The organism is Streptomyces sp. KMM 9044 (assembly GCF_024701375.2).
Lineage (GTDB): Bacteria > Actinomycetota > Actinomycetes > Streptomycetales > Streptomycetaceae > Streptomyces.
Window position 1 is genome coordinate 5,336,542 of record NZ_CP113910.1, and the last position, 26,109, is coordinate 5,362,650.

24 protein-coding genes and 4 pseudogenes are annotated in these 26,109 nt (G+C 71.1%); 9 read left to right on the forward strand and 19 right to left on the reverse strand.

The features are described 5' to 3' along the window. Positions 1-58: 58 nt before the first annotated feature. The 5 genes from chvE to HUV60_RS24040 all read right to left on the reverse strand — a co-directional run bounded on the left by chvE (position 59) and on the right by HUV60_RS24040 (position 5,738). Positions 59-1,171 carry a multiple monosaccharide ABC transporter substrate-binding protein gene (gene chvE / locus HUV60_RS24020; RefSeq protein ID WP_257849281.1) on the reverse strand — a complete coding sequence of 371 codons (1,113 nt, stop codon included), beginning with the start codon at positions 1,169-1,171 and terminating at the stop codon, positions 59-61. A gap of 201 nt (positions 1,172-1,372) precedes the next feature. Beyond that, the gene (locus tag HUV60_RS24025) at positions 1,373-2,341 is read right to left on the reverse strand and encodes a hypothetical protein (RefSeq protein ID WP_257849282.1); all 969 of its coding nucleotides are present in this window, start codon (positions 2,339-2,341) and stop codon (positions 1,373-1,375) included. A 141-nt stretch (positions 2,342-2,482) separates the two neighbouring features. Then, positions 2,483-3,508 carry a zinc-dependent alcohol dehydrogenase gene (locus tag HUV60_RS24030; RefSeq protein ID WP_257849283.1) on the reverse strand — a complete coding sequence of 342 codons (1,026 nt, stop codon included), beginning with the start codon at positions 3,506-3,508 and terminating at the stop codon, positions 2,483-2,485. After that, positions 3,505-4,668 carry a mandelate racemase/muconate lactonizing enzyme family protein gene (locus HUV60_RS24035; RefSeq protein ID WP_257849284.1) on the reverse strand — a complete coding sequence of 388 codons (1,164 nt, stop codon included), beginning with the start codon at positions 4,666-4,668 and terminating at the stop codon, positions 3,505-3,507. The genes HUV60_RS24030 and HUV60_RS24035 overlap by 4 nt, the downstream gene beginning before the upstream one ends. Before the next feature lie 617 nt (positions 4,669-5,285). Further along, complete coding sequence (locus tag HUV60_RS24040) at positions 5,286-5,738, reverse strand: MarR family winged helix-turn-helix transcriptional regulator (RefSeq protein ID WP_257849285.1); 453 nt, start codon at positions 5,736-5,738, stop codon at positions 5,286-5,288. Positions 5,739-5,830: 92 nt separating this feature from the next. Between HUV60_RS24040 and HUV60_RS24045 the strand changes: the two genes are divergently transcribed. Together HUV60_RS24045 and HUV60_RS24050 are read left to right on the forward strand one after the other, a co-directional pair. Beyond that, entirely contained in the window at positions 5,831-6,853 is a 1,023-nt protein-coding gene (locus HUV60_RS24045; RefSeq protein WP_257849286.1) for an NADP-dependent oxidoreductase, read from the forward strand. Between the two features lie 78 nt (positions 6,854-6,931). Beyond that, complete coding sequence (locus tag HUV60_RS24050) at positions 6,932-7,753, forward strand: EI24 domain-containing protein (protein ID WP_257849287.1); 822 nt, start codon at positions 6,932-6,934, stop codon at positions 7,751-7,753. A gap of 211 nt (positions 7,754-7,964) precedes the next feature. Here HUV60_RS24050 and HUV60_RS24055 read toward each other — a convergent pair whose 3' ends face one another. Beyond that, entirely contained in the window at positions 7,965-8,939 is a 975-nt protein-coding gene (locus HUV60_RS24055; protein WP_257849288.1) for an aldose epimerase family protein, read from the reverse strand. A 15-nt stretch (positions 8,940-8,954) separates the two neighbouring features. Continuing rightward, positions 8,955-9,881 (reverse strand): SGNH/GDSL hydrolase family protein, encoded by a 927-nt coding sequence (locus HUV60_RS24060; protein WP_257849289.1) that lies wholly within the window; start codon positions 9,879-9,881, stop codon positions 8,955-8,957. Between the two features lie 322 nt (positions 9,882-10,203). Here HUV60_RS24060 and HUV60_RS24065 point away from each other — a divergent pair, with 322 nt between their 5' ends. Continuing rightward, positions 10,204-10,698 carry a DUF3145 domain-containing protein gene (locus tag HUV60_RS24065; protein WP_257849290.1) on the forward strand — a complete coding sequence of 165 codons (495 nt, stop codon included), beginning with the start codon at positions 10,204-10,206 and terminating at the stop codon, positions 10,696-10,698. Between the two features lie 109 nt (positions 10,699-10,807). On the opposite strand, the gene HUV60_RS24070 is transcribed toward HUV60_RS24065, so the two are convergent. From HUV60_RS24070 to fasR, 5 genes are all read right to left on the reverse strand, one after another. Next, entirely contained in the window at positions 10,808-12,079 is a 1,272-nt protein-coding gene (locus tag HUV60_RS24070) for a beta-ketoacyl-[acyl-carrier-protein] synthase family protein (RefSeq protein ID WP_257849291.1), read from the reverse strand. 86 nt (positions 12,080-12,165) lie between these two features. Further along, positions 12,166-12,414 carry an acyl carrier protein gene (locus tag HUV60_RS24075; RefSeq protein WP_004988657.1) on the reverse strand — a complete coding sequence of 83 codons (249 nt, stop codon included), beginning with the start codon at positions 12,412-12,414 and terminating at the stop codon, positions 12,166-12,168. Between the two features lie 101 nt (positions 12,415-12,515). Continuing rightward, the gene (locus HUV60_RS24080; protein ID WP_257849292.1) at positions 12,516-13,547 is read right to left on the reverse strand and encodes a ketoacyl-ACP synthase III; all 1,032 of its coding nucleotides are present in this window, start codon (positions 13,545-13,547) and stop codon (positions 12,516-12,518) included. A gap of 22 nt (positions 13,548-13,569) precedes the next feature. Next, positions 13,570-14,514: an ACP S-malonyltransferase gene (locus HUV60_RS24085; protein WP_257849293.1), complete on the reverse strand. Its 945-nt coding sequence runs from the start codon at positions 14,512-14,514 to the stop codon at positions 13,570-13,572. Between the two features lie 89 nt (positions 14,515-14,603). Continuing rightward, complete coding sequence (gene fasR / locus HUV60_RS24090; RefSeq protein WP_257849294.1) at positions 14,604-15,809, reverse strand: fatty acid biosynthesis transcriptional regulator FasR; 1,206 nt, start codon at positions 15,807-15,809, stop codon at positions 14,604-14,606. Between the two features lie 103 nt (positions 15,810-15,912). Between fasR and HUV60_RS24095 the strand changes: the two genes are divergently transcribed. After that, the gene (locus HUV60_RS24095; protein WP_257849295.1) at positions 15,913-16,572 is read left to right on the forward strand and encodes a pirin family protein; all 660 of its coding nucleotides are present in this window, start codon (positions 15,913-15,915) and stop codon (positions 16,570-16,572) included. A 111-nt stretch (positions 16,573-16,683) separates the two neighbouring features. Further along, positions 16,684-17,678, forward strand: a pseudogene (locus HUV60_RS34040) (DEAD/DEAH box helicase family protein); the annotation flags it as partial. Here HUV60_RS34040 and HUV60_RS34045 read toward each other — a convergent pair. The 3 genes from HUV60_RS34045 to HUV60_RS24120 all read right to left on the reverse strand — a co-directional run bounded on the left by HUV60_RS34045 (position 17,575) and on the right by HUV60_RS24120 (position 19,871). Beyond that, a complete protein-coding gene (locus tag HUV60_RS34045) occupies positions 17,575-18,744 on the reverse strand; it encodes a GmrSD restriction endonuclease domain-containing protein (RefSeq protein ID WP_443047402.1) in 1,170 nt (389 codons plus the stop codon). The pseudogene HUV60_RS34040 and the gene HUV60_RS34045 sit on opposite strands and share 104 nt — an antisense overlap. A 121-nt stretch (positions 18,745-18,865) precedes the next feature. Beyond that, positions 18,866-19,063 carry a DUF397 domain-containing protein gene (locus HUV60_RS24115; protein WP_257849298.1) on the reverse strand — a complete coding sequence of 66 codons (198 nt, stop codon included), beginning with the start codon at positions 19,061-19,063 and terminating at the stop codon, positions 18,866-18,868. Further along, positions 19,023-19,871, reverse strand: coding sequence for a helix-turn-helix domain-containing protein (locus HUV60_RS24120; RefSeq protein ID WP_257849299.1), 849 nt, complete (start codon positions 19,869-19,871; stop codon positions 19,023-19,025). The genes HUV60_RS24115 and HUV60_RS24120 overlap by 41 nt, the downstream gene beginning before the upstream one ends. 83 nt (positions 19,872-19,954) lie before the next feature. Here HUV60_RS24120 and HUV60_RS33635 point away from each other — a divergent pair, with 83 nt between their 5' ends. After that, positions 19,955-20,197 carry a hypothetical protein gene (locus HUV60_RS33635; protein WP_331462017.1) on the forward strand — a complete coding sequence of 81 codons (243 nt, stop codon included), beginning with the start codon at positions 19,955-19,957 and terminating at the stop codon, positions 20,195-20,197. 221 nt (positions 20,198-20,418) lie between these two features. Then, complete coding sequence (locus tag HUV60_RS24130; RefSeq protein ID WP_257849300.1) at positions 20,419-21,012, forward strand: TetR/AcrR family transcriptional regulator; 594 nt, start codon at positions 20,419-20,421, stop codon at positions 21,010-21,012. 21 nt (positions 21,013-21,033) lie between these two features. On the opposite strand, the pseudogene HUV60_RS24135 reads toward HUV60_RS24130, so the two are convergent. Then, positions 21,034-21,782 (reverse strand): annotated as a pseudogene (locus HUV60_RS24135) (SMP-30/gluconolactonase/LRE family protein). A gap of 234 nt (positions 21,783-22,016) precedes the next feature. Here HUV60_RS24135 and HUV60_RS24140 point away from each other — a divergent pair. Beyond that, positions 22,017-22,266 (forward strand): annotated as a pseudogene (locus HUV60_RS24140) (monooxygenase); the annotation flags it as partial. 676 nt (positions 22,267-22,942) lie between these two features. On the opposite strand, the gene HUV60_RS24145 reads toward HUV60_RS24140, so the two are convergent. Then, entirely contained in the window at positions 22,943-23,449 is a 507-nt protein-coding gene (locus tag HUV60_RS24145; protein ID WP_257849301.1) for a CGNR zinc finger domain-containing protein, read from the reverse strand. Positions 23,450-23,557: 108 nt separating this feature from the next. Between HUV60_RS24145 and HUV60_RS24150 the strand changes: the two genes are divergently transcribed. Continuing rightward, complete coding sequence (locus HUV60_RS24150) at positions 23,558-24,433, forward strand: alpha/beta fold hydrolase (protein WP_257849302.1); 876 nt, start codon at positions 23,558-23,560, stop codon at positions 24,431-24,433. 287 nt (positions 24,434-24,720) lie between these two features. On the opposite strand, the gene HUV60_RS24155 is transcribed toward HUV60_RS24150, so the two are convergent. Both HUV60_RS24155 and HUV60_RS24160 read right to left on the reverse strand, forming a co-directional pair. Then, entirely contained in the window at positions 24,721-25,566 is an 846-nt protein-coding gene (locus HUV60_RS24155; RefSeq protein WP_257849303.1) for a serine hydrolase domain-containing protein, read from the reverse strand. An 18-nt stretch (positions 25,567-25,584) separates the two neighbouring features. After that, a pseudogene (locus HUV60_RS24160) lies at positions 25,585-26,060 on the reverse strand (GNAT family N-acetyltransferase). Between the last annotated feature and the right edge of the window lie 49 nt (positions 26,061-26,109).

Below are 26,109 nucleotides of genomic sequence, written 5' to 3' on the forward strand. Positions count from 1 at the left end.
GGTCGTGCCTTCCAATCCGTAGGGGTACGGCGGTGGTTGGGTCGCCTGCTGAGGCCGCCTACTTGAGGTCGCTCTCCTTGACGTAGCCGGAGTCGACCACGGTCTCCTGGTAGTTGGCCTTGTCCACGGCGACCGGCTCCAGCAGGTAGGCCGGCACGACCTTCGACCCGTTGTCGTAGGTCTCGGTGTCGTTGACCTCGGGCTCCTTGTCCTTCAGGAGCGCGTCGACCATGTTCGTGGCGACCTTGGCGAGCTCACGGGTGTCCTTGTAGACGGTCATGGACTGCTGGTCGGCGATGATCGACTTCACCGAGGCGACCTCGGCGTCCTGGCCGGTGACGATCGGCAGCGGCTTGTTCTTGGAGCCGTAGTCGTCCGACTTCAGCGCCGACAGGATGCCGATGGAGATGCCGTCGTACGGGGAGAGGACCGCGTCGACCGCCTCGCTCTTGTAGGACGAGGTCAGGATGTCGTCCATGCGCTTCTGGGCGGTGCCGCCGTCCCAGCGCAGGGTGGTGACCTGGTTCAGCTCGGTCTGGCCGGACCGGACGACGAGCTGCTTCTCGTCGATGTACGGCTGCAGGACGTTCATCGCGCCCTGGAAGAAGTAGCGGGTGTTGTTGTCGTCGTTGGAGCCGGCGAACAGCTCGATGTTGAAGGGGCCCTTCTCGCTGCCGTCCTTCAGACCGAGCTTGTCGACGATGTAGTCGCCCTGGAGCTCGCCGACCTTCTCGTTGTCGAACGAGGCGTAGTAGTCGACGTTCTCCGTGCCGAGGATCAGGCGGTCGTAGGAGATCACCGGGATGTCGGCGTCCTTGGCCTGCTGCAGGACGTTGTTCAGCGACTTGTTGTCGATGGCCGCGACGATGAGCGCCTCGACGCCCTGCGTGATCAGGTTCTCGACCTGGGCGACCTGCTGGTCCGGGTCGTCCTCGCCGAAGACCAGCTTGGTCTCGTAGCCCTTGGACTCCAGGTTCTTGACGACATTGTCACCGTCGGCTATCCAGCGCTCGGAGGACTTGGTCGGCATCGCGATGCCGACGGTCGCTCCGCCGGAGCTCGACTTGTCCTCCTCGCTGCCGCCCTCGCCGCTCTGGCCGCAGGCGGACAGGGTGAGGGCGAGGGAGGCGGCGGTGGCCACGGTGGCGAGGGCGGCTCTGCGATTACGCATGATCATCATCCTTGATGTGGGTGCAGTGACGGTCCGGAGGTGCGCACTCGCCTGTGGGGCGAGGCGCTTGATGGCGAAGGGCGGATCGAAGGGGCGGGGCGGGGAGGTGCGGTGGGCAGGAGGCGCCGGGTGGAACCGACAGGGAGTGTGTGGGATTGTGCGGGTCTGTGTCTGCTTCTGTGAAGTCGAGTTTCCGGAACGTTATGACGAGATGTCGAACCTGTGCAGCTTCCCCGGAAGCCGTGAACCGAGCGGGTCCATGTCGCGGTCCGCGCCGTGGCGGGCGAGCAGGTCCAGGGCGAGCCGGCCGCGCCGCACCCGCTCCTTGGCGCTCGTCAGCGTGACGTCCCGCATGTGGTGTCCGTAGGGGTAGATCCCGGGCGCCTTGGACAGTCCGAACTTCAGGTACAACGGCGCTCCGCGCCGGATCAGTTCGGCCACCTCGTACATCCGGACGTAACCGCCCAGGTCGTCGGGGGCCTCGATGTACATGTCCATCGGAGCGGTCGAAACCCTTCTGATCTCGGTGAGGTGATCGAGCGTCAGGTCGCTCGGTACGTTGACCGAGTCGGCGCCGAGCTGCTCGTAGACCGCGTACGAGGCCGGGTTGACCGGTCCGACGAGGGCCGAGACCTTCAGTGTGGTGTCCTGCGGAATGATCCCGGCCACCCGTGCCCGGTGCAGCGTCCACAGCACCCCCTCGTCGGCGACGAGCAGGCACTTGACGCCCAGCTCCGTCGCCCGCACGGCGTCTTCGATACAGCCGGCGACCGCGTCGTGGCCCCGGGCGCGCAGCCCGGCGCCGCGCGAGTCGGTACGGGTGGAGCCGCCGATGTCCCAGGTGCCGCGCGGGCCGGTGAACAGGCAGAGCTCGATGTCCCGTTCGGCGGTTGCCCCGGCCATCTCGGTGATCTCGGCGTCGGTCAGCATCCAGACGCCGCTGCCCTGGCTGATCCGGTGGATCGGTACGTCCAGCCGGGAGGCTTCCTTCAGGACCACCGCCAGCGCCTCGGGCCCCTCGCAGGAGGGGACCTCGGTGCGCCAGAGGCCGCCGCCGGGGAAGGAGTGCGGCGAGGCGTCGGCGGGGTCGGGGGCGGGAGCACCCAGGCCGAGCGCGGTGAGTGCCTGCTCACCGGGCCTGCGGGCTGCCTTGGCGGAAGCGTCGGTCACAAGATGTCCTTCTGTTCGGTATGTCGGACGAGGTTCGTGGCCCCGAGGAGGAGCCGGGCGGGGCGGGGAGCCGAGGAGGCGCTGTGCGCGCAGGTACGGGGCCGGTGGAGGGACCCCGCCCTCGCGCGTACCAGCGGGGCCCTACGGGCGCAGCAGGACCTTGCCCACTTTCGGGTCACCGGACCCCACCAGCTCGATGGCCTCCGAGAACCCGGCCAGTGGCAGCTCGTGCGTGACCAGCGGCAGCGGATCGAGCAGCCCGGCGGCGAACACCCGCACCGTGTGCGCCCAGGCGTTCGGCGGCGCCCCGAAGACGGTGTGCACCTCCAGCTGCCGTACGACCAGGTCCGTCGGGTCGAGACCGTCCGCGCCCGGCGCCGGGATGCCCGTCAGGACGACCCGCCCGCCGCGCCTTGACAGCGCGGCGGCCGTGCGGGCCGCGTCGGCGGACCCGGCGGTCTCGATCACCACGTCGAAGTCGTCCGGGAGCGGCTGGTCCTTGGTGCGAAAGGCGGTGGCGCCGTACCGGCGGGACAGCTCCTCGCGGTCGTTCCGGGTACCGACGACCAGGAGCTCGGCCGGGGAGTTCGCGCGCAGGAACTGCACCGCGAACATGCCGAGGGTGCCCGTACCGACCACGGCGACCCGCTCGCCGGGCACGGTGTTCGCCCTGAGCGCGGCGGCGGCGATGCAGGCCGCCGGCTCCAGCAGCGCCGCCGCGGTGAGGTCGGCGTCGTCCGGCAGGACGTGCAGCAGGCGGGCCGGGAGGGTCAGCGTGGCGGCCATCGCCCCCGGCTGGGTGAACCCGGTCTCCTCGTAACCGGCCGAGCACAGCGTCGTCTCACCGGCATGACAGCGGTCACACACCTGGCAGTTCCGGAAGCCCTCACCGACGACCTTGCGGCCGGTGAGCGACGCGGGTACTCCCGCGCCCACCCGCTCCACGGTCCCGGACCATTCGTGGCCCGGGGTGAGCGGGTAGCGCACGTATCCCTCGGGGCGGTTGCCCTGGTACACCTCGCGGTCACTGCCGCAGATACCGGTCGCGTGCACCCGGACCAGCGCCTCGCCGGGGCCGGGATCGCGTGGCTCGTGGGCGACGAGGCGGTGAGCGCCGGGGCCCTCGACGACGACGGCCACGGAGGACGCGCCCGCGGCGCCGGTCACTGCGTGCCCTTGGGCTTGCGCTGCTCCCAGCCCTCGGCCCACAGGTCGAACCGGGCCTGCTGCTGCGGGAACTCGGCCGCCGCGTCGACGTCCAGCTCCACGCCGAGGCCGGGGGCGTCGGAGAGGTGGAAGCAGCCGTCCTCCGGGTTCACCTGCGGTGCGCCCTTGACGACCTTCTTGATCTCCGCGTCGGCGAAGTCGTTGAAGTGCTCCAGGATCTTGAAGTTCGGCGAGGTGAAGCCGACCTGGAGGGACGCAGCGGTGAGCACCGGGCCGCCGACGTTGTGCGGCGCGACCAGCATGTAGTGGGTCTCGGCGGTCGCGGCGAGCTTGCGCGTCTCCCAGATGCCTCCGACGTGGCCGACGTCCGGCTGCAGGATGTCGACGGCCTGGCTCTCGAACAGCTCACGGAACTCGATGCGGTCGTGGATGCGCTCACCGGTGGCGACCGGGATGTCGACCTTGGCGGCGACCTTCTCCAGCGCCTTGAGGTTCTCCGGCGGGACCGGCTCCTCCAGCCAGGCCGGCTTGAAGGGGGCGAGGTCCTTGGCCAGGCGGACGGCGGTGGCGGGGGAGAAGCGGCCGTGCATCTCCAGCATCAGCTCGGCCTCGGGGCCGATGGCGTCGCGCACCGCCTCGATCAGGGAGACGGCGTACAGGCTCTCCTTGTGGTCGAGTTCGAAGTGCCCGGTGCCGAACGGGTCGATCTTCAGGGCCCGGTAGCCGCGCTCCACCACCGCCTGCGCGGCCTTGTGGTACGCCTCCGGGGTGCGCTCCGTGGTGTACCAGCCATTGGCGTACGCCTTGACCTTGTCGGTCACCCTGCCGCCGAGCAGTTGCCAGACGGGGACGCCGAGGGCCTTGCCCTTGATGTCCCAGCAGGCCATCTCGACGACGGCGATACCGGACATCACGATCTCCCCGGCGCGGCCGTAGTCGCCGTACTTCATCCGGCGGACCAGGTCCTCGACAGCGAACGGGTCCGAGCCGAGAATGTGGTTGGCCTGGGCTTCCTTCAGGTAACCCACAAGGGCGTCGGTGTGCCCCAGCATCCGAGTCTCGCCGACTCCCGTGATTCCCTCGTCGGTGTGCACCTGGACGTACGTCAGGTTGCGCCACGGCGTCCCGACCACGTGTGTGCTGATTCCGGTGATACGCACGGACGTTGCCCCTCGCTGCGTTGGTGGACCCTGTGACCGGTCGGTGGTGCGGTGCGACGTGTTCGATATTTCGTCACACGTTCGAAATGCTGGCGTGACAGTAAGGACGTCGCGGGGGACGTGTCAATGGGTCGCACGCATAACGGTTTCGACAGTTTCGAAACCATCGGGCATTGGTCTCTGTCAAACCTCTACGCCCCGCTCCAGGAGTCGGGAGTGAGCGGAACCTGGTCTTCCCGCGTCATGGATTACCGTCACCCGTGTCGAAAGCACCTCAACGGCGCCCTCGCCCGCCCCGGGCGCGGCGCCCCCGCCGAGAGCCGCGCCGCCCGTCCGGAGACTTCGGACGCCTCTCCGGGGGCGGCGGCCCACGGGAGCGGTTTGCCGGGCCCGGAGCGGGAGGCGGAGCCGGAACCCTCCCGGAGTTGCGACCGCTTCCTGTGGGGGTGCGCCATCTGACCGGACACGCCCGGCCCACGCCCGGCCGCACGGGGTGTCGGAGCGCTCCGATCCGGCGGAGGCCGCGCTGTGCCGGGAGGGGGCTGCTCCGAGCGGTAAAGGCGGGCCGGTGTCCTGTCCCGCTCGGCCGGTGCGGGACCCCTCGCGGCCGGGCGCCCTCAGCCGTGGGGGCCGGTGTCCAGCATCGTCCGCAGGGTGTCGCGCAGCGAACGGCGCTGCTCGTCCGTGAGGGCCGCCAGCGGCTCGCGGGCGAAGCGCAGCGACTCACGCAGACTGCGGGCCACCCTGCGGCCCTCCTCCGTCGCCGCCGCCACCTTCACGCGGCGGTCCGCCGGGTTCGGGCGGCGCTCGACCAGGCCGCGGGACTCCAGGCGGTCGACGATGCCGGTGACGTTCGACGGCTCGCACTTCAGGCGGTGGGCGAGCTTCCGCATGGGCAGGGGCTCCAGGCAGAGCAGGTTCAGGAGCCGGGCCTGTGCGCCGGTGAGCTCGTGTCCGGCCGCCGCCTCCTCGTACTCCTCGTGGTAGCGGGCCACCACCGAGCCGATGAGGCCGACGACCTCCAGCGTCAGGTCGTCGGGGCGATGGGGTGAACCGGGTGTGGCGGCCATGCCTCCAGGGTACCCACATGGTTGACATTCTGAAATATCCAGTTGCATGGTTGTTTCAGGTAGTGAAACACTTCGAGGAGAGGCTCCACCCCATGTCTGACACCCCCGCACTCCCCGCCACCGGCCGCGCATGGCACCTGGCGAGCCGGCCCGTCGGCTGGCCGACGCCCGAGGACTTCGCCCTGGTGGAGGCAGAGGTCCCCACCCCGGGGGAGGGCCAGGTGCTGGTGCGGAACACGTACCTCTCCGTCGACCCCTATATGCGCGGCCGGATGAGTGACGCCAAGTCCTACGCGGCGCCGTACACGGTGGGCGAGGTCATGCAGGGCGGTGCCGTCGGCGAGGTCGTCGCCTCCCGCGCGGAGGGGCTGGCCGTCGGCGACCACGTGCTGCACGGTCTCGGCTGGCGCGAGTACGCGCTGGTGGAGGCCGAGGGCGCCGTCAAGGTGGACGCGCAGGCCGCGCCGCTCTCCACCTACCTGGGCGTGCTGGGCATGACCGGGCTCACCGCCTACGCGGGACTGCTGCGCACCGCCGCCTTCAAGGAGGGCGACACCGTCTTCGTGTCCGGTGCCGCCGGTGCCGTCGGCAGCCAGGTGGGACAGCTCGCGAAGCTCAAGGGGGCCTCGCGCGTGATCGGCTCCGCCGGCTCCGACGAGAAGGTCGCCCTGCTCCTCGAGGAGTACGGATTCGACGCGGCCTTCAACTACAAGAGCGGCCCGGTGAGCAGGCAGCTGCGTGAGGCCGCGCCGGACGGCATCGACGTCTACTTCGACAACGTCGGCGGGGAGCACTTGGAGGCCGCGATCGGCTCGCTGAACCGGGGCGGGCGGATCGCCGTGTGCGGGATGATCTCCGTCTACAACAACACGGAGCCGGCGCCGGGCCCGCGCAACCTCGCCCGTCTCATCCAGACCCGGGGCCGCGTCGAGGGCTTCCTGGTGGGTGACCACTACGACCTCCAGCCGGAGTTCGTGCGGGAGGTCGGTCCCTGGGTCGCCTCCGGCGAGCTCAAGTACCGGGAGACCGTCGCCGAGGGCATCGAGAACACCCTCGAGGCGTTCCTCGGCGTCCTGCGCGGTGACAACACCGGAAAAATGGTCGTCAAGCTCTGACGCCGTCCGTCGGCAGGCGGTCCGAGGGCCGGACCGGCGGCCGACGACACGCCGTCGCCGGGCCCCTATAGTTCCCCCATGCGCGATCTTGGGGTGGGTTTCCGGTATCTCCTGAAGGGCCAGAGATGGGTGGCCCGGCACGGCAAGCAGTACGGTTTCGGTCTGCTGCCGGGACTTGTCACGCTGGTGCTCTACGCGGCGGCGCTGATCGCGCTGGCCGTGTGGGGAACGGACTTCGTCGGCTGGGCGACACCGTTCGCGGACGACTGGTCCAGCCCCTGGCCCGGCCTGTTCCGCGGCCTGCTCACCGTCCTCCTCTTCGCGCTCGGCCTGCTGCTCTCCGTCATCACCTTCACCGCGGTGACGCTGCTCATCGGCCAGCCCTTCTACGAGAGCCTCTCCGAGAGGGTCGACCGGGACGTCTCACCCGACGGCACCGCCCCCGAGTCCGGCCTGCCGCTGTGGCGGGAGCTGTGGATCTCCGGCCGGGACAGCCTCCGCATCGTCGTACGGGCCCTGCTCTGGGCGGTGCTGCTCTTCGCGCTCGGGTTCGTCCCGCTCGCCGGGCAGACCGTCGTACCGGTGATCGGCTTCATGGTCACCGGGTTCTTCCTCACCGAGGAGCTGACGGCGGTCGCCCTGCAGCGGCGCGGGGTCGAGCTGCGGGCGCGGCTGGCCCTGCTGCGGGGCCGCAAGTCCCTCGTCTGGGGCTTCGGTACGCCGCTGGGGCTGGCCTTCCTCGTCCCGTTCGTCGCCGTCTTCCTGATGCCGGGCGCGGTCGCGGGCGCCACCCTCATGGCGCGGGACCTGCTCGGCGAGGAGACCAGGGACGACAACGGTGCCAAGGAGCCCCTGGCGCCGTCGCAGCCGCCCCCGGCGATCCGCGGGGAGGAGTACTGAGCGTGCTACGAGGTGACCACACCGTGGTCCTTTGCGAAGGGTTCGTGCGAACTTCTGACCGAATGCCCGATCGCGGGCCGCTGGATCACCGCGACGATTACCGTCTGGACCGGGGTAGTTCCCGCAGGCCGGGGTATTCCTCTGCATGAGCAGCCCCGGTCCGGGACCCTGACCCCGGACCGGGGCTCATGTGCGTCCCCCCAGGGCCCCGCTACTGCCGCACCGCGAAGCCGTACACCGTCTCCGAATGGAACGTCCCGCCCGGCCGCAGGACCGTGCTCGGGAAGCCGGGCCTGTTCGGGGAGTCGGGAAAGTGCTGCGTCTCCAGCGCGATGCCGGCGCCGGGAGCGAAGGGCTCCCCGATGTGGTCGGCGGTGTAGAGCTGCACCCCGGGTTCGGTGGTCGCCACCGTGAGCACCCGCCCGGACGCCGGGTCGTACAGCTCGGCGACCTCCGCCGGAGCCGGCGTCACGCCCTTGTCGAGCACGAGATTGTGGTCGTACCCGGTGCCGGTGCCGCGCGCCTCGCGGAAGTCGAAGCGGGTTCCGGCCACCTCCTGGTGGTCGCCGGCCGGGATCAGATCCGCGTCGACGGGCGTGAACCGGGAGGCGGCGATCCGCAGTTCGTGCCCGGCCGCGCTGCCGGAGCCGGCCAGGTTCCAGTACGAGTGGTTCGTCGGGTTGACGACCGTCGGCGCGTCCGTCACCGCCTCGTACGCGATCCCCAGGGCGCCCCGCTCGTCCAGCGTGTACGTCACCGACATCTCCAGACGGCCCGGGAAGCCCTCCTCGCCGTGCGCGGAGACCAGGGTCAGGCGCAGACCGTGCGCAACCGGCGTCACGTCCCACACGCGCTTGTCGAAGCCGCGCTCACCGCCGTGCAGCGAGTTCGGCCCGTTGTTGGGCACGAGCGTGTGGACCCGGCCGTCCAGCGCGAAGCGGGCGCCCGCGATGCGGTTGGCGTACCGCCCGACCAGGGCGCCCAGGTACGGCTCCGGACGGGCGAGGTAGCCGTCGAGGGCGGGGAAGCCCAGCACCACGTTCCCGGACCGACCCTGACGGTCCGGCACCTCTACGGCCTGCACGATCCCGCCGTACGACAGCACCCGCACCCGCACGCCGGCCCGTTCCAGGGTCCAGCGGTGCACCGGGGTGCCGTCGGAAAGTGTGCCGAAGAGTTCGTTCATGTGTGAAACACTAAGTCACGGCTTCACCGCCGTGACCGTACGGTGGGCGATCTCCGCCAGCCTGGCCTGACCGTCGACACCGGGATGGAACCAGTCCCAGCGGCTCAACTGCGCGGTGCCGAACCTGTACTCGTACACCGCCCCGCCGTCGTAACGGCACCGCCCGTCCTCGGCGCAGACCTCCTCCAGTGCCTCGTTGTACTCCTCCACCCGGCCCTGCACCGTCTCGCGCCGCTCGTTCGCCGCCGCGTCCAGGGCGTCCGGGTCGCTCAGCATCGACGGGCAGACGCCGAGCTCCCACACCCGCTTGCCCATCGCGCTGGTCCGCCCCTGCGACCACAGCCGCTTCAGGTCCGGCACGCTCGCCACGTACACCTGGGCCTTGGGCAGCGCCTTGCGCAGGGTGCCTATCGCGTCCTCGAAGTCCGCGCGGAAGTCGGCCACCGGCGTCATCGCCGACGTCGTGGCCCGGCAGGCGTCGTTCGCCCCGGCCATCACCGCCACCAGCTCCGGTGCGCGACTCACCGCCCGGGCCATCTGACCGGGCAGGTCCGCCATCCGCGCCCCGGTGACCGCGTAGTTCCAGCTCCGCTCGGCCGCCCCCGCCGGACCCAGCAGCCGCACCGCCAGACTGTCGACCTTCTCGCTGGTGCCCGTCGCCCATGACACCTCGGGGCAGTCCGTCAGCACCGAGCACGCGTCGAAACCGGTCGTGATCGAATCACCCACGGCGGCCACGGAGGCGGGGCTGGTGTCCCAGACCGGGGTGGGCGACGAGGCCGGCGCGGCCTTCTTCTCCCCGGTGCCGGGCGGAGCGGCCCCGTCACCGCCGACGGCGTCGCAGCCGGCGGTCCCCAGCACGGCGGCGGTCGCCACCACGGCGAGCACGGCCCGCGACCGGCCGCCGCGTTCCCGGCCCCTCCACCGCGTCCCCTGGTCCATCCCGCAGCCTCCCCGCACATCGTCGTCACCGTCCCCCCTGCATAACAACGCACGGGAGTTCCCGCCTGTCCTGCCATCCGCCCCGAACGGGTCATGCCGAACGGCCCGGGCGGAGCGGCGCCCATGGGACGGTTCACACGATCCGGAGCCGAAGCCCCCGGGGTTGTCGGCCTGCCGGGTGAATGACGGAGATTTCCGGGCACCTGGACGGACGGTACGTCACACTCCTTCCCCCACCACGCGGTAGCCTCGCCACAACGGGCCCTCCCGGCCCCCGCTGATCGGCCTTTTCCGACCTGTCCCGCTCTGCCCGGAGGTTCCGGTGACGACACGTGGAGTCCTGTACGTGCACTCCGCGCCGCGCGCGCTGTGCCCGCACGTCGAGTGGGCTGTCGCCGGGGTGCTCGGCGTGCGCGTCGGCCTGGACTGGATCCGACAGCCCGCCGCCCCCGGCACCTGGCGCTCGGAGTTCTCCTGGAAGGGCCAGGCCGGCACCGCGTCCAAGCTTGCCTCCGCGCTGCGCGGCTGGCAGTTGCTGCGCTTCGAGGTCACCTCGGAGCCCTGCCCCACCGCCGAGGGAGAGCGCTACAGCTGCACCCCCGACCTCGGCATCTTCCACGCCGTCACCGGCATCCACGGCGACATCATGATCCCCGAGGACCGGCTGCGCGCCGCCCTGGTCAGGTCCCAGCACGACGGGACCGACCTGGAGGCCGAGATCGCCAAGCTCCTCGGCAAGCCCTGGGACGACGAACTGGAACCCTTCCGCTACGCGGGCGAGGGCGCCCCGGTCCGCTGGCTCCACCAGGTCGTCTGACCACAGCCGCACCGCGTGTCCCCCACCACGTTCCCTCCGGCACGCCGAAGGGCCCCACCTCGTGAGGTGGGGCCCTTTCCCGCGTACGCACATGGCGCACCGGCGCCGGTCAGACCGACCGGAACGCCAGCACCACGTTGTGCCCGCCGAACCCGAACGAGTCGTTGAGGGCGGCGATGCGGCCCTCGACGGGCAGCTTGCGCGCCTCGCCGCGGACCACGTCCGCGTTCGCCTCGGCCTCGGAGTCGATGGTGTCGATGTTGATGGTCGGCGGAGCCACCCGGTGGTACAGCGCGAGGACCGTCGCCACCGACTCCACACCACCGGCACCGCCGAGCAGGTGCCCGGTCATCGACTTGGTCGCGGAGACCGCCATGTGGTCCACGTCGTCGCCGAACACCTTGCGCAACGCCTTCAGCTCGGCGATGTCACCGGCCGGCGTCGAGGTGGCGTGCGCGTTGACGTGCACGATCTCGGACGGCGCCAGGTCGGTGGCGTCCAGCAGGTTCTGCAGGGCGTGCGAGATGCCGCGGCCCTCCGGCTCCGGCTGCACGATGTCGTGGCCGTCGGCCGAGACGCCCTGGCCGACCGCCTCCGCGTAGACGCGGGCGCCGCGCGCCGCGGCGTGCTCGGCGGACTCCAGGACGATCACACCCGCGCCCTCGCCGAGGACGAAGCCGTCCCGGCCGACGTCGTAGGGACGCGAGGCACCCTGCGGGTCGTCGTTGTTCTTGGACATCGCCATCATGTTGCCGAACGCGGCGATCGGCAGCGGATGGATCGCCGCCTCCGTGCCCCCCGCGACGACGACGTCGGCGCGGCCGGAACGGATCATCTCGATGCCGTAGCCGATGGCCTCCGCGCCCGACGCACAGGCGGAGACGGGCGTGTGCACGCCCGCCTGGGCGCCCACGAGCAGGCCGACGTTGGCCGACGGGCCGTTCGGCATCAGCATGGGGACGGTGTGCGGGGAGACGCGCCGGACGCCCTTCTCCTTCAGCACGTCGTACTGGTCCAGCAGGGTCGTCACGCCACCGATGCCGGAGGCGATGACCGTGCCGAGCCGGTCCGGGGCGACGTTCGGGTCCTCACCGGCCCTGCCCTCGAAGCCGGCGTCGGCCCACGCCTCCTTCGCCGCGACCAGTGCGAACTGCGCCGAACGGTCGAGGCGGCGGGCCTGCGGCCTCGGGATGGTCTCGGTCGGCTCCACGGCCACGCGGGCCGCGATCCGGACCGCCTGTTCGGCGGCCCACTCCTCGGTCAGGGCCCTGACGCCGGAACGTCCGGCGACCAGACCCTCCCAGGTCGAGGCCGCGTCGCCACCCAGCGGTGTGGTTGCGCCGATACCGGTGACGACCACGGTGCGATTGGTCGAACTCATCGGAATTCTTTCTCCAACGGATTACGAGGATTCGTACGGCGCCACCGCCGGGTGGCGGGGCCGGGATTTCCCGGCCCGAGCGTTGCTCAGGCCTGGTGCTTGAGGATGTACTCGGTCGCGTCACCGACCGTCTTGAGGTTCTTGACGTCGTCGTCCGGGATCTTGACGTCGAAGCGCTCTTCGGCGGCGACGACGACCTCGACCATGGACAGCGAGTCGACGTCCAGGTCGTCGGTGAAGGACTTGTCCAGCTGGACGTCCTCAACCGGGATGCCGGCGATCTCGTTCACGATCTCCGCGAGACCGGCGACGATCTCTTCCTGAGTGGCGGCCATGAGGGCTCCTTCGCTGTGATTCCTGAGGGTGTGGCGCCTGCCGCGACAGCGGCAGGTGGTGCGTTTCCCGTACCGGACCGGGGTGATCCGGCACGGAGTGCCTAGGGGAGGGTAACGACCGATGCGGCGTAAGCGAGACCCGCCCCGAAGCCGATGACGAGCGCGGTGTCGCCGCTCTTCGCCTCGCCGGTCGCCAGGAGCCGCTCCATCGCGAGCGGGATCGAGGCGGCCGAGGTGTTGCCGGTGGTACGCACGTCACGGGCGACCGTGACGTGCTCCGGCAGTTTGAGGGTCTTCACCATCGAGTCGATGATCCGCACGTTGGCCTGGTGCGGGATGAAGACGTCCAGCTCGTCCGAGGTGATCCCGGCCGCGTCCAGCGCCTGCTGGGCGACCTTCGCCATCTCGAACACGGCCCAGCGGAACACCGCCTGGCCCTCCTGGGTGATCGCGGGGAACTTCACGTGGCCCGCGCGGTCGAGGGGCAGCTCGGAGACGTCGCCGATCCGGAACCGGTCCCACGCCACCGTCTGCTTGATCGTCTCGGACTTGTCGCCCTCCGACCCCCACACGGTCGGGCCGATCGCGGGCTCCCCGGACGGGCCGACGACGACCGCGCCCGCGCCGTCACCGAACAGGAAGGCGGTGGCCCGGTCCTCCAGGTCGGTCAGGTCGCTCAGCCGCTCCACGCCGATGACGAGGACGTACTCGGCGGAACCCTCCACCACCATGCCCTTGGCGAGGGTGAGGCCGTAGCCGAAGCCCGCGCAGCCGGCCGAGATGTCGAAGGCGGCGGCCTTGTCCGTGCCCAGCAGGTCGGCGATCTCGGTGGCCACGGCCGGGGTCTGCTTGAAGTGCGACACGGTCGAGACGACCACGGCGCCGATCTGCCCGGCGTGGATGCCCGCGTTCGCGATCGCCTTGCCCGACGCCTCGACGGACATCGCCGCGACGGTCTCCTCGGGCGACGCCCAGTGCCGGGTCTCGATGCCGGAACGTGAGCGGATCCACTCGTCGGACGAGTCGATCGTCTCCAGGATCACCTCGTTCGGCACGACCCGGGTGGGCCGGTACCCGCCCACCCCCAGGATGCGGGCGTACGGGGCGCCCTTCGCGGGCTTGATCTTCGCCATGCGGATTCTGCTCCTTGGGGCGTCAGACGTGCTCGGAGACGAGCTCGCGGGCGGCGTCGAGGTCGGCGGGACTCTTCAGGGCCAGCGTCTTCACACCGGGCAGCGCACGCTTGGCGAGGCCGGTCAGGGTTCCCCCGGGGCACACCTCGATCAGCGCGGTCACCCCGAGCTCCTTGAACGTCTCCATGCACAGGTCCCAGCGGACCGGGTTCGCCACCTGGCCGACCAGGCGCTCCAGCACCCCGGCACCGGTCGCGACCGTCGCGCCGTCCCTGTTCGACACGTACACGGCCTTCGGGTCGCCCGGTGTCAGGTCCTCGGCCGCCTTCGCCAGGGTGTCGACCGCGGGAGACATGTGGTGGGTGTGGAAGGCGCCGGCCACCTTGAGCGCGACGACCTTGCGCACGCCCTCGGGCTTGTCCGCCTCCAGCGCCGCCAGCTGCTCCCTGGTGCCGGCTGCCACGATCTGGCCCGCGCCGTTGACGTTCGCCGGGGTCAGCCCCAGCTTCTCCAGGTGCGCCACGGTGACGTCCGGGTCGCCGCCGAGCAGCGCCGCCATCCCGGTCTCGGTGACCGCGGCGGCGTCGGCCATGGCCAGCCCCCGCCTGCGGACCAGACTCAGCGTGGCCGTGTCGTCGAGGACCCCCGCGAACGCGGCCGCGGTGAACTCGCCGACGCTGTGACCGGCGACCGCGCCGGGCGCGATCCGCGCCACCGCCGAGGCGGCGTCGGCCGCACCGGCACCCAGTGCCGAGACGGACAGCAGCCCGGCCGCGACCAGCAACGGCTGGGCGACGGCCGTGTCGCGGATCGCGTCCGCGTCGGCCTCGGTGCCGTAGCGGGCGAGGTCGAGTCCGATGGCGTCGGACCAGCCGGCGACGCGGTCCGCGACACCGGGAAGGTCGAGCCATTCGGTCAGGAAGCCGGGCGCCTGAGCGCCCTGGCCGGGAGCGACGAGTACGAGCACTCTCACACTCTCTCTTGACGACGGCCGAAGCCGCCCGTGGGGACAGAGACCAAGAACACGAGGGGGTTTTGTGGAACCCCGACAAGAAGCTAGAGCTGAAGATCGCCGTCGACCAGACGCCCCAGGATCAGCGCGATCCGCAGTGTGAACGCAGAGCGTACATCGGAGGGTGACCATCCGGTGACGTCTGTCACACGTCGGAGCCGGTAACGCACGGTATTGGGGTGCACGAACAGCATCCGTGCGGCCCCCTCGAGGCTGCTCGCCTGCTCCAGGTAGACGCTGAGCGTCTCCAGCAGTGCGGACCCGGCCTCCTCCAGCGGTCTGTAGATCTCCTCCACCAACTGCTCGCGGGCCGAGGGATCACCGGCGATCGCCCGCTCCGGCAGCAGATCGTCGGCCAGCACCGGACGCGGCGCGTCCTCCCAGGCGGAACACGCCTTCAGGCCCGCCGCGGCGGCCTGCGCGGACCGGGTCGCCGCCTGGAGGTCCGGCACCACCGGCCCCGCCACCACCGGACCCTGCGCGTACGGCCCGATCAGTGACTTGGCGACGGCCAGCGGGTTGTCGCTGCCGCCCGCGATCACCACCAGCCGGTCCCCGAGCACCCCCGTCAGCACCTGGAGCTTGGCGTGCCGGGCGGCCCGCCGGATCGCCTCCACGGTCAGTTCCGAGTCGCCGTTGGGCGCGGTGCCGAGCAGCACGCACACGTGCTCCGGCGAGTTCCACCCCAGGGCGGCGGCCCGGGACACGGCACCCTCGTCGGCCTCGCCGCTGAGCACCGCGTTCACGACCAGCGACTCCAGCCGCGCGTCCCAGGCACCCCGTGCCTCGGCGGCCTGCGCGTACACCTGCGCGGTGGCGAACGCGATCTCCCGCGCGTACACCAGCAGCGCCTCGCGCAGCACCGACTCGTCGCCCGGCGCGGCCACCTCGTCGATGGCGCTCTCCATGACCTCGATGGTGGTGCGCACCATCTCCACGGTCTGCCGCAGCGTGATGGCCCGGGTCAGCTCGCGCGGCGCCGTCCCGAAGACGTCGGTGGAGATGGCCTGCGGCGCGTCCGGGCGCCGGAACCACTCGGTGAAGGCGGCGATGCCGGCCTGGGCGACCAACCCGATCCAGGAACGGTTCTCCGGGGGCATCGCCCGGTACCAGGGCAGTGTCTCGTCCATCCGCAGGATCGCCTGCGCGGCGAGGTGGCCGGACGATCTCTCCAGCCGCTTCAGCGTCGCGGGATGCGGGTGGGCGGGGCCTGCCGGGGTCTCGGGCTTGCCGGTTTCGGGTTCGGGCACGGTGACAAGACTGCCTCATCCGGACGCCGGGACGCGTCGCCGGGTCTGCTGCGAGGTCTCCCGCCGGGACCGAGAGGCCCACGTCGGGACTACCGTGGACGGCGTGACGGACGTACGGCGCGCGCACGGGCGCTTCCAGGGCGGCGATCCGGCGGCCGGCATCGAGAGCCGGCACGCCTTCTCCTTCGGCCCCCACTACGACCCCGACAACCTCCGCTTCGGCGCGGTGATCGCCTGCAACGAGGAGCGGCTGGCCCCCGGTGCCGGCTTCGGCGAGCATCCGCACCGCCACACCGAGATCGTGACGTGGGTGGTGGAGGGCGAACTGACCCACCGCGACTCCACCGGCCACGAGAGCGTGGTCCGCCCCGGCGACGTGCAGCGGCTGAGCGCCGCGTCCGGCGTGCGGCACGTGGAACGCAACGACGGCCCCGGGCCCCTGACCTTCCTCCAGATGTGGCTGGCCCCGCTGGAACCCGGCGGCGACCCCTTCTACGAGGTCGTCCGCGGCGTCGCCGACTCCACCCCGTACGCCCTCCCCGAGGCGGGCGCCGTGCTCCACGTCCGCCGGCCGTCGGCGGGGGAGCGGACCGCCCTGCCGGACGCCGCGTACGTGTACGCCCATGTGGTGCGCGGTGAGGTGCTGCTGGACGGGGCCCGGCTGGGGCCGGGTGACGCGGCCCGCCTCACGGACACCAGGGACGCCGAGGCGGTCGCGGTGACCGGGGCCGAGCTGCTGCTGTGGGAGATGCGCGGCGCGTGACCGATGCGCGGGCACCGTAATGGGCGAGCGTCTCTGCCCTGCGGATGAACGACTCTGATGGATCTCGCTGTTTCGGCGCGATTGTCAGAGGCATGAAGTACATCTGTGTCCATGGGGACCGACGCATACGAGTTGAACGAGGACGAGACCTGCAAGCGGTTCGTCCTTCCCGCTCTGCGGGCAGCGGGGTGGAGCGAGAAGCAGATCCGTCCGCAGCACCGGATCAACGACGGCCGGTTGGTGCCGACGCGCAGGCGCCACAAGCGGGGGGCGGCGCTCGCCGCCGAGTGTGTGCTCGAGTACATCCCCGATGTGCCGATCGCAGTGGTGGAGGCCAAGCGCTACCGGCTCAGCGAGGAGAACGGGGTGGAACAGGCTCGCCGTTACGCGCGCAAGCTGGGCTTGTCCTTCGCGTACGCCACCAACGGCCGCAACATCGTGGAGATCGACTTCAGCGGGGACAAGCCGGCCATCCGGCCTGTCGCCGGTTTCCGTCGCCCGCCGACCTCTGGGCGCGCTTCCTGCGTGATCAGGGAGTCCGTGGCACCGAGGCGGGCGAGGAGCTGATGCCGGCTCCGTACGACTACACCCTCCGCAACACCGACAACTCCGTGAAGCGCCCGCGCTACTACCAGCGGGTCGCCATCACCCGGGCACTCGCGGCGCTTGCCCGTGACGAGCGCCGCATCCTGCTGGTACTCGCCACCGGTACGGGCAAGACCATGCTCGCCCTCCAACTGGTGGCCCGGCTCTCCGAGGCTCCCGGAGCGTTCGGAGGGCGCAAGCCCCGGGTGCTCTACCTCGCGGACCGCAACATGCTGGTCGACGACCCCAAGGACCGTTACTTCCTGCCGGTGTTCGGCGAGGACGACGTCCACAAGATCGGTGGCGGTGAGGCCAAGCGAGGCCGGAAGATCTACTTCGCGCTCTACCAGTCCCTGGAGCAGGGGGAGGCGCAGACCGGGCTGTTCCGGGAGTACCCGCCGGACTACTTCGACATCGTCATCGTCGACGAGTGCCACCGGGGCAGTGCGAGCAGCGACTCGCGGTGGCGCAAGGTGCTGGAGCACTTCTCGCCCGCTGCGCAGATCGGGCTGACCGCCAGTCTCCGCTGCTTCCCGCCGCCGAGCCGATGAGCTCCATGAGCCGCCGATGCAGCGTCTTTGACCGGGCCCGCAGGAAAGCGTCGTAGTCGTCACGCAGTGCGGCCTGGTAGGCGTCCTCTTCGATCAGGCAGGTGCGCAGGCGCTCCCGCAGGACGTCCTCGCCGTGCCAGACGGCGAGGTCCCTGAGGTAGGCGGAGGGGCGGCGGTCGGAGATCCAGTTGTTGGTGATCGCGCTGAGCATGATCAGGTTGCCGCAGACGTTGTCCCTCCCCGCTTTCACCCCTTCCTTCTTCAGGTACGCGCGCGGGAAGAAGTGGTGGAGCTGCTTACCGTTCTGCCAGGACAGCGCGTCGGCCACGTCGATGACGAGGCCCGTGTTCAGGTCGACCGACTTCTCGTACGACATCAGCAGCACCAGAAGCTTGCCGGGGGCGTTCTGCCGGGAGAACTGCGCACGCTGCCAGAGGAGGGCTCGGGGAAGGGCGGCTGCCGTCTCGACCTCCGTCGAGCGCCCCGCCGCGAACTCGGTGACGGCCGACAGGTCCGGCCCCATCTGCGACTCCCGCCACCCCTTGAAGTACTCGCTGCTCGCCGTCAGCCAGAACCAGCGCGTCACGGCCTCGTACTGGGCCGCCGTCGGCTTGGGCAGCTGCCTGAACAGCTCGACCGGGACGGCGAACTGGTTGTAGCAGGGCAGTGCTTCGGCCTGCGGTGTGCGGATCTGGGTGGAGAGGAAGTCCACGGCTCGTGCGGCCGCCTTCCCCGCGTCGGCGACGGCGGCCTGGAGCTGCTGACGGCCCGTCGAGGACGTAGTGCACCGGGGCGCCCTCGTGCTGGGGCACGGTGTCCAGGCCCGCGATCTCTGCCCGCTGGCCAGCTTGGCCGTCGTACGCCACATGAGAAGGCTGCCGATGGGGTAGTTCCGGCGCACCGAGTCGAGCAGGTACAGGATCTGCTGCGGGGTCCAGACGAACGCCCGTTGGAACTTGGGTAAAACGATGTCGCCCGACAGAACCCGCGAAGCGAGTGAGGTGATGGGCGCGATCGTGGGCTCGGGCGCGCGCACCCGAGCCGCAGACGTCGATGACGTTCCCAACGTGTTTCCCCCTACCTGATGGCCTCCGCCGCACGAGCGACCACGCAGTCGAGAGCAGGGGGTGCCACTGACAGTCGAACGGGTCTGTGGATTACCGCAGACCGTCGACGAATGCTCGCCAGGCGTCGACGCCGACGGTGACGACCGGGCCGGACGGGTCCTTGCTGTCGCGGACGGGGACGGCGCCGGTGGGGCAGCCGTCGGCGACCTCGACGCAGTCGCCGCCAGTGCTGCCGCTGTAACTGGACCTACGCCACTGGCCGTTCCACAAACTGGGAGCGGTCTCCATAGCGTTCCTCCATCGGGCGGGCGATCAGTTCCACCGACTCCTCGACCGGGAGAGCGGCAGCCTGCAGGCGAGCGTAACGGAGCGAGGCTTCCTTGATGGTCTCGGGATTGGCCGTCATGTGGCCAGAGATGAGGTCTTCTGTGGAGATGATGTCCGGGGCGTCCTCGAAGCGGAGGAGATTGAACGCCCCGTCCAGGCTGGCGTGTTCACCCGCCCTATTCGGCAGGACCTGCACATGCATCCACCGGTGACCGGCGAACTCCAACAGGCGGGCCGGTTGGCGTCGCATGACACCGGTGCCGCCGATCGGCCGGTGCAGCACCGCCTCATCCAGGACCACCCAGACCAGCGGCGGCTGTTCTCGTTCCAAGATGCGCTGGCGTTCCATCCGGGCGGTCACCAGACCTTCCAGATCGTCCGGCGCTCCGGTGGCGAGCACCGCCCGCGCGTACTCCTCCGTCTGCAACAGCCCGTACGCCACCTGCACCTGATACGTGGAAATGTACGCCGCCTTCGCCTCCATCTCCGCGTACGGCTGGAACCACGTGGGCAGTTGGCTGCGCAGGACCAGGCCGATCAGGCGGGAGAAGAGGCCGTCCGTGCCGAGGGCCGCGTCCACGCGTTCGGAGAAGTCGCGGGCGGGGACCTTCTTCGTGGTCTCGATCTGGCAGATCAGCGAGCCCGTACAGAAGATGATCTCGCCGAGCTGTCCCTGCTTGAGGCCGTGGGCCTCGCGTTGGCGGCGCGGTTCCCAGCCGTAGTAGTCGAGTGGGGACGCCGTGGGGCCGAGCGTCTGGATGTTGGCCACGGTGGTGCCTCCGGCCTGAAACGCCTCCCGGCGTTGATTTCTTTGCGTGGCCGATCGCATGCGCCGCGTTGCAATCTGGTGATGTGGATCACGCAACTGGTCCGCGTACGACGGACTTCGAGACGCACTATCGGGCCGAGTTCGCGTTGGGTGAGCACTCGGTCCGGCATCTGCGCCGCATCCTGCGGCTCTATCTCAAGGGTTCGGGCCTGCTGGAGGTGGCGGACGCGGCCGAACTCGCGGTGTCGGAACGCCTCGCCAACGTCTCCGGCCCGTGCCCGACCGTCGTTGCGGCATCCGCTTCCTTCTGTTGCCGGGCGCGGTGAGGGTGGAGGTCTCCGACAGGTGCCCGCGACTGCCGGTGCCGGCGGGCCGGGACGTGCTGGCCGAGGGCGGGCGAGGGCTGCTGCTCGTCGAGGCGGTGACCGACCGGTGGGGTGTGACGTCGTCTCCGACCGGTGGTGGTAAGACCGTGTGGTTCGAATGCGACGTCAAACCTGCGCCTGTCCGCGATGGTAGTGGGCGGGTGTTGTCGTAGCCTTCCGGGATGACGCAGCACCCCGTGCCGGACCAGCGGCGGCCCGCGAACGACGGGCCGAAGGCCGCCGCCCGCAACCGTGCCGCGCTGGTCGCCGCCGCCCGGGAGATCTACGCGGAGCACGGTCTGGACGCTCCGCTGTCCGCGATCGCGCGCCGCGCAGGGGTCGGGCAGGGCGTCCTGTACCGGCACTTCCCCGACCGGGCCGCGGTGACGACCGCCGTACTGGAGGAGAACGTCCGGGAGGTCGAACAGGCGGCCGCGGCCGAGGACGCGACCCTCGCCGGCGTGCTCGGGGTGCTGACCTGGCACCTGAAGGAGTCGGCGGCGTTCATCGGCCTCCTGCACGCCGACGGGTCGGACCACCGTTCCGCCGTCCGCGCCCACGCCCTGGCCCTGTCCCGGCGGGTCGAACACGCCCTGCGCGTGCACCTGCCGGCCGCCGGCCGCCGGCTGGCCACGGCGGACGACCTCATGCTCGCCGTCGCCATGGTCTCCGGCGCCGCCACCGGCCCCTCCCACGAGGAGCGGGAGCGCAGGGCACTGGCGGCCTGGCGGCTCCTCGGCGTCGAGGTGGGGCCGGTGCGGCCCTTCCACGGGTAGCGGGCTTCCCCGTCGGGGGCGTCAGCCGCCGTTGGACTGCCGGGTGCCTTCCGCCAGCGCGGCGAAGGTGTAGAGGTACCCGCCCGCGGGCCCGCTGACGGTCATGTACGCCCTGGCCCCGCCGGGCGTGATCGCCACGTTCGTCGCCGACTCGGGGCCCTCGGCGGCACGCGCGGGCACCTCGACCGTCGCCAGCCGCTCACCGTGCGGTCGTACACGACCATCGCGGGCCGCCCGTGCAGCCCCTGGCAGAGGTTGCCGTCCGCGTCCACGGCGATCGAGTCGGTCTGCGCGATCCCGCCGTCGACCCGGATCGCGGTGTGCCGGGCGGTGACCCCGCCCCTGCCGCCGACGGGGAGGTAGGAGATCCGGTTCTCCGTCAGTTCGCCGAACCACAGCCCGCGGTACTCCACGTCGAAGGAGATCCCGTTCGTCGCGGCCAGTTTGCCGGCCAGGACGGTGGCCTGCCCGCCGTCGCGGTCGATCCGCACCACACGGCCGAGCGCCCGGCCCTCGGTCAGGCCGCGCGAGTCGCTGACGTACAGGTGGCCGTCCGCGCCGAAGACCGGCCCCTCCAGCAGCGTCGTCCCGGTCTGTTCGTGCACCTCGGTCAGTTGCGTCACCTGCTGCGCGCGCAGGGTCCGGCCACCCGCACCGGGCGCCCCGGCCGTCCGCTCACCGACGTCACCCGTCTGCGTGCCGCAGCCGGTGAGGGCGAGGGCGCCGACGGTGGCGAGTACGGCGAGGGAGCGGAGGGGGAGTCGTCGCATGGGGGTCACTCTTCCTGTCGGCTGCTGGGTGGGAGTGGGAGTGGGGGTGGGGGTGGGGGTGCCGGCGGCGGTGGGGCCGGGACGGACCAGTACGCGCCACCGCGCGTCCGATCCCCAACCGGAGAATTCTGTCCGGTAGTTGTTGCCGTAGCGGAGCCGACGGCCGCACGGGCCGACGCGGCCGGAACACCATGAGGATTGAGGCAGGGCCCCCACATGACGATCCCCCGCACGATGCCCCACCGAGCGCCGTCCCCCGAGGAACTGGAGGCGCTGCGGCAGCGCTACCGCGTCGAGCGCGAGCGGCGCGTACGCCCGGACGGCGCGGCCCAGTACCAGGCCACCGAAGCCGAGTTCGGCTACTACGCCGCCGACCCGTACGTCGGTGAGGCCGCCGGGCGCGAGCCGTTGCACGACACCGCCGACGTCGCCGTGGTCGGCGGCGGGTTCGGCGGCATCCTGGCCGGGGCGCGGCTGCGGCAGCGGGTCGATGACCGTGCCGAGCCGCCTCGGCAGGGCCGACGGTGCGTCGGCCACCCATTCACCCACCGCGAGCAGGGATCGCGCTCCGGCGAGGACCGCGCAGGCCGTCAGTGCCAGGAGCGTCACGAGTGGATGCCCCCCGCACCTCCCCCGCACCTTCCCCGCACCTTCCCCGCGCCCCCCGCGCCCCCCGCGGGTCCGGGACCTGCGCGAGACGTTCCAGCAGATCCAGGAGCTCGCTCCCGGACACTGCCGGATGCGGTCCGAGCCGGTCGAAGGCAGGGGAGATCAGAGACGATGCGTCGGCAGGCGCGGGCAGCCCGAGGGCACAGCGCGTAGAGAGCCATACCCGGAGCCCCCGGGCCCACCAATCTTACGAATGACCAGCGGAAACCCACACCCGAAAGGTAGGACTCCATGATCACGGACGTACGTGCCTGCTCTGCGTCGGGCCCTGCCCGACATGACGAGACGTCAGCAACCGGACATCGGCCGACTACGCCGAAGCCTTGGGTGTTCCGCAGGCCGGAGTCGGTCTCCACGGCGTTCCTCCATGAGGCGTGTGATCAGTTCTGCCGCGTCGACCCGACGCATCTCCTGGGCGTCTCGTGCCGGGGCCCGCGCCCCGGCACCGGTCGGGCCGGGGCGCGGTGGGGCCCCGTCGACTCGCCGGTGCCCTATCCGGGGTGTGGGGTCTCGCGCGTCCGGGCCTGGTGCCGACGGGCTTTGAGCCGGTTCCCGCAGGTCTTCATCGAGCACCACCGTGCGGTGTTGGCGCGGCTGCGGTCCAGGAGGAAGAGGCGGCATTCGGGGTTCCCGCACGGCCGCAGGCGGCCGGGCATGCGCTCCTTGACGTCCGCCCAGGCGAGTACGAGTTCCACGGCGAGCCTGCGTTCCGGCGGCACCTCCAGGTGCCACTCGATGCCCGACGTGCCGGGCTGCGGGACTTTGTGAACGCCTGCGAGGACCCGGCGCAGCCGGGGCTCCGCCGGAGTGTCCGACTCCACCGCCTGGAGCGCGTCCCGGGCGGTGCGCAGCCACCGGCGCTCCTCGTCGCCGCCGAGGCCCCCGTGCTCCCGCGCCCACCTGTCCACCTCGTGGTCGTCGCGCCACAGGTCCCGGCGTCGGCCATCCGTGACAGGGGTGCTGTTCAGCGCCTGCATCAGGGCTTGGTCGTCCAGCACGGACCTCACCTTCCCAACTAACTCCATCAAGTCGTTTGACAGGTTACTCCAGGGGGGGTCTACTGGGCGCCGAAGAGTAACCGTCAATATGAGTCAAAGGGGTTAGTCATGGTCGAGGTCCGCCACCAGTACGCGACAGTGCGGGGGCATCGCGTCTTCTACCGCGAGGCAGGACCCCGCGAGGCACCCACGCTGGTACTCCTGCACGGATTCCCCTCCAGTTCACGCATGTTCCGCCAGCTCATTCCGGCGCTGGCCGACCGGTTCCACGTCGTCGCCCCCGACCACCTCGGCTTCGGCACCTCCGATGCCCCGGCCGTGGACGAGTTCACCTACACCTTCGACTCCCTGACCGACATCACCGAAGCCCTTCTGGCCCAGCTCGGCGTGACCCGCTACGCCGTGTACGTCCAGGACTACGGCGCCCCCATCGGCTGGCGGCTGGCCCTGCGCGCCCCGGACGCGATCACCGCGGTGATCACGCAGAGCGGCAACGCCTACGAGGACGGCTTCGTACCGGATTTCTGGAAGCCCGTATGGGCCTACGCGGAGGATCCGGGCCCCCGGACCGAACCCGCCGTCCGCGCCGCCCTCTCGCTCGACGCCATCCGCTGGCAGTACCTGCACGGAGTGGACCGACCCGAGCTGGTCGACCCGGACACCTGGGTCGCCGACCACCGCGAGGTCAACCGGCCGGGCAACGACCTCGTGCAGCTCGCCCTGTTCCGCGACTACGCCGGCAACCCGCCCCTCTACCCCCAGGTGCACGCCTACTTCCGGGAACGCCGGGTTCCTCTCCTCGCGGTCTGGGGCGCGAACGACGAGATCTTCGGCCCGGACGGAGCACGCGCCTTCACCAGGGACCTGCCGGACGCGGAGATCCACCTGGTTCCCGGAGGTGGACACTTCCTGCTCGAAAGCCACCTGGACACCGTGGCCGGGTACATGCGCGGGTTCCTGACCGCCACCGCGTCACCGGCGTGAAGCCCACGAAGAGTTCCCGGGGTGGGTGAACGGCCTCTTCGGGACAGGCCGGGGTCGTCCGGCTCCGTGCCCCGGTCGGCACCACCCCGGTGAACGGCCGGGCCGCCGAGGGTCGTGCAGTACGGCAAAGGTTCTGGTCTCGCACGGGGTGCTGCGCGAAACTCGAACAAACCCTGGGTCGTACGGCCGGCCAGAGGGTGACGCCATGGCCGGAGACCGTGTCGTCGGCCGCTCTGCCCTCTGGCGGACCACACGGGCACACCGGCGGGCGCCGCCGCTGCCGGCGGTCAGGTGGCCGCGCCGGTGCTTCCGCGGAGTTCCGCCAGCACCGCGTCCGTGAAGGGCGGCCAGGCCTCGACCGCCCAGGGACCGAAGGCGCGGTCGGCCAGGGCCACGCAGGCGACGTCCGCCGCCGGGTCGATCCACAGGAACGTGCCCGACTGGCCGAAGTGGCCGAACGTGCGGGGCGAGGAGGAACCGCCCGTCCAGTGCGGGGACTTGGCGTCGCGGATCTCGAAGCCCAAACCCCAGTCGTTGGGGTTCTGGTGGCCGTAGCCCGGCAGGACGCCCTTCGTGCCCGGGTACTGGACCGTCATCGCCTCGGCGACGGTACGGACGTCCAGCAGGCGCGGGGCCTGCACCTCGGCGGCGAAGCGCAGCAGGTCGTCGAGCGTGGACGTGGCGTCCTTCGCGGGGGAGCCGGCGCCCTCCAGGGAGGTCGACGTCATCCCCAGCGGCTCCAGCACCGCCTGCCGCAGGTACTCGGCGAACGGGATCTCCGTCGCCTTCGCGATGTGGTCCCCGAGCTGCTCGAACCCGGCGTTGGAGTAGAGGCGGCGTTCGCCGGGGGCGGAGGTCACCCGGTGGTCGTCGAAGGCGAGGCCGGAGGTGTGGGCGAGGAGGTGGCGGACCGTCGAGCCCTCCGGGCCCGCCGGTTCGTCCAGTTCGATCGCGCCCTCCTCGTACGCCACGAGCACCGCGTACGCCGCGAGCGGCTTGGTGACCGAGGCCAGCGGGAAGCGATGGCCGGTGGGGCCGTGGGTGCCCAGGACGGTGCCGTCCGCCCGGACGACGCCCGCCGCCGCGGTGGGAACCGGCCAGTTCTCGATCAGCACGGGGCTCTTGAGCGACATGCCGTCGAGCCTAAGCGCTCACAGGGTCGGCTCCGGCAAGGGGTCCGGCTTCCGCGTGAAGCCCATCGAGGCGTACAGCGGCTCGGCCTGCGCGGACGCCGTGAGGCGGACGCGGCGGGCGCCCCGCTCACGGAACCGGTCCAGCAGTTCCTCCACGCAGGCGCGCGTAGCCCCGGCGGCGGGCGTCCGGGTCGGTGGCGACGCTGAAGGCGTAGCCGTCGGTGCCGTGCGGGCTGGGCGCGCCGCCGATGCGGTACCCGATCGTGCCGGCCACCAGCGCCGTCGGCCCGCCCCGCTCCGGCAGACCGGGCCGGCCCACCACGAACGCCGCGAACGGGCCTTGCGGCTCGGCCGGCTTCGCGCGCAGGACCGGCAGTGCGGCGGCGTGCCAGTCCGTGGCGGGGGAGGAGCGGGCCAATGAAGTCGATCATCGCCTGGCGCAGGCGCGGTACTTCCTCCGCGTCCCCGGGCACCGCACGGCGTACGAGTGTCATGGCCGGCATGGTAATCGGCCAGAATGTCCGCCCTCCTGCCGTTTTCCCG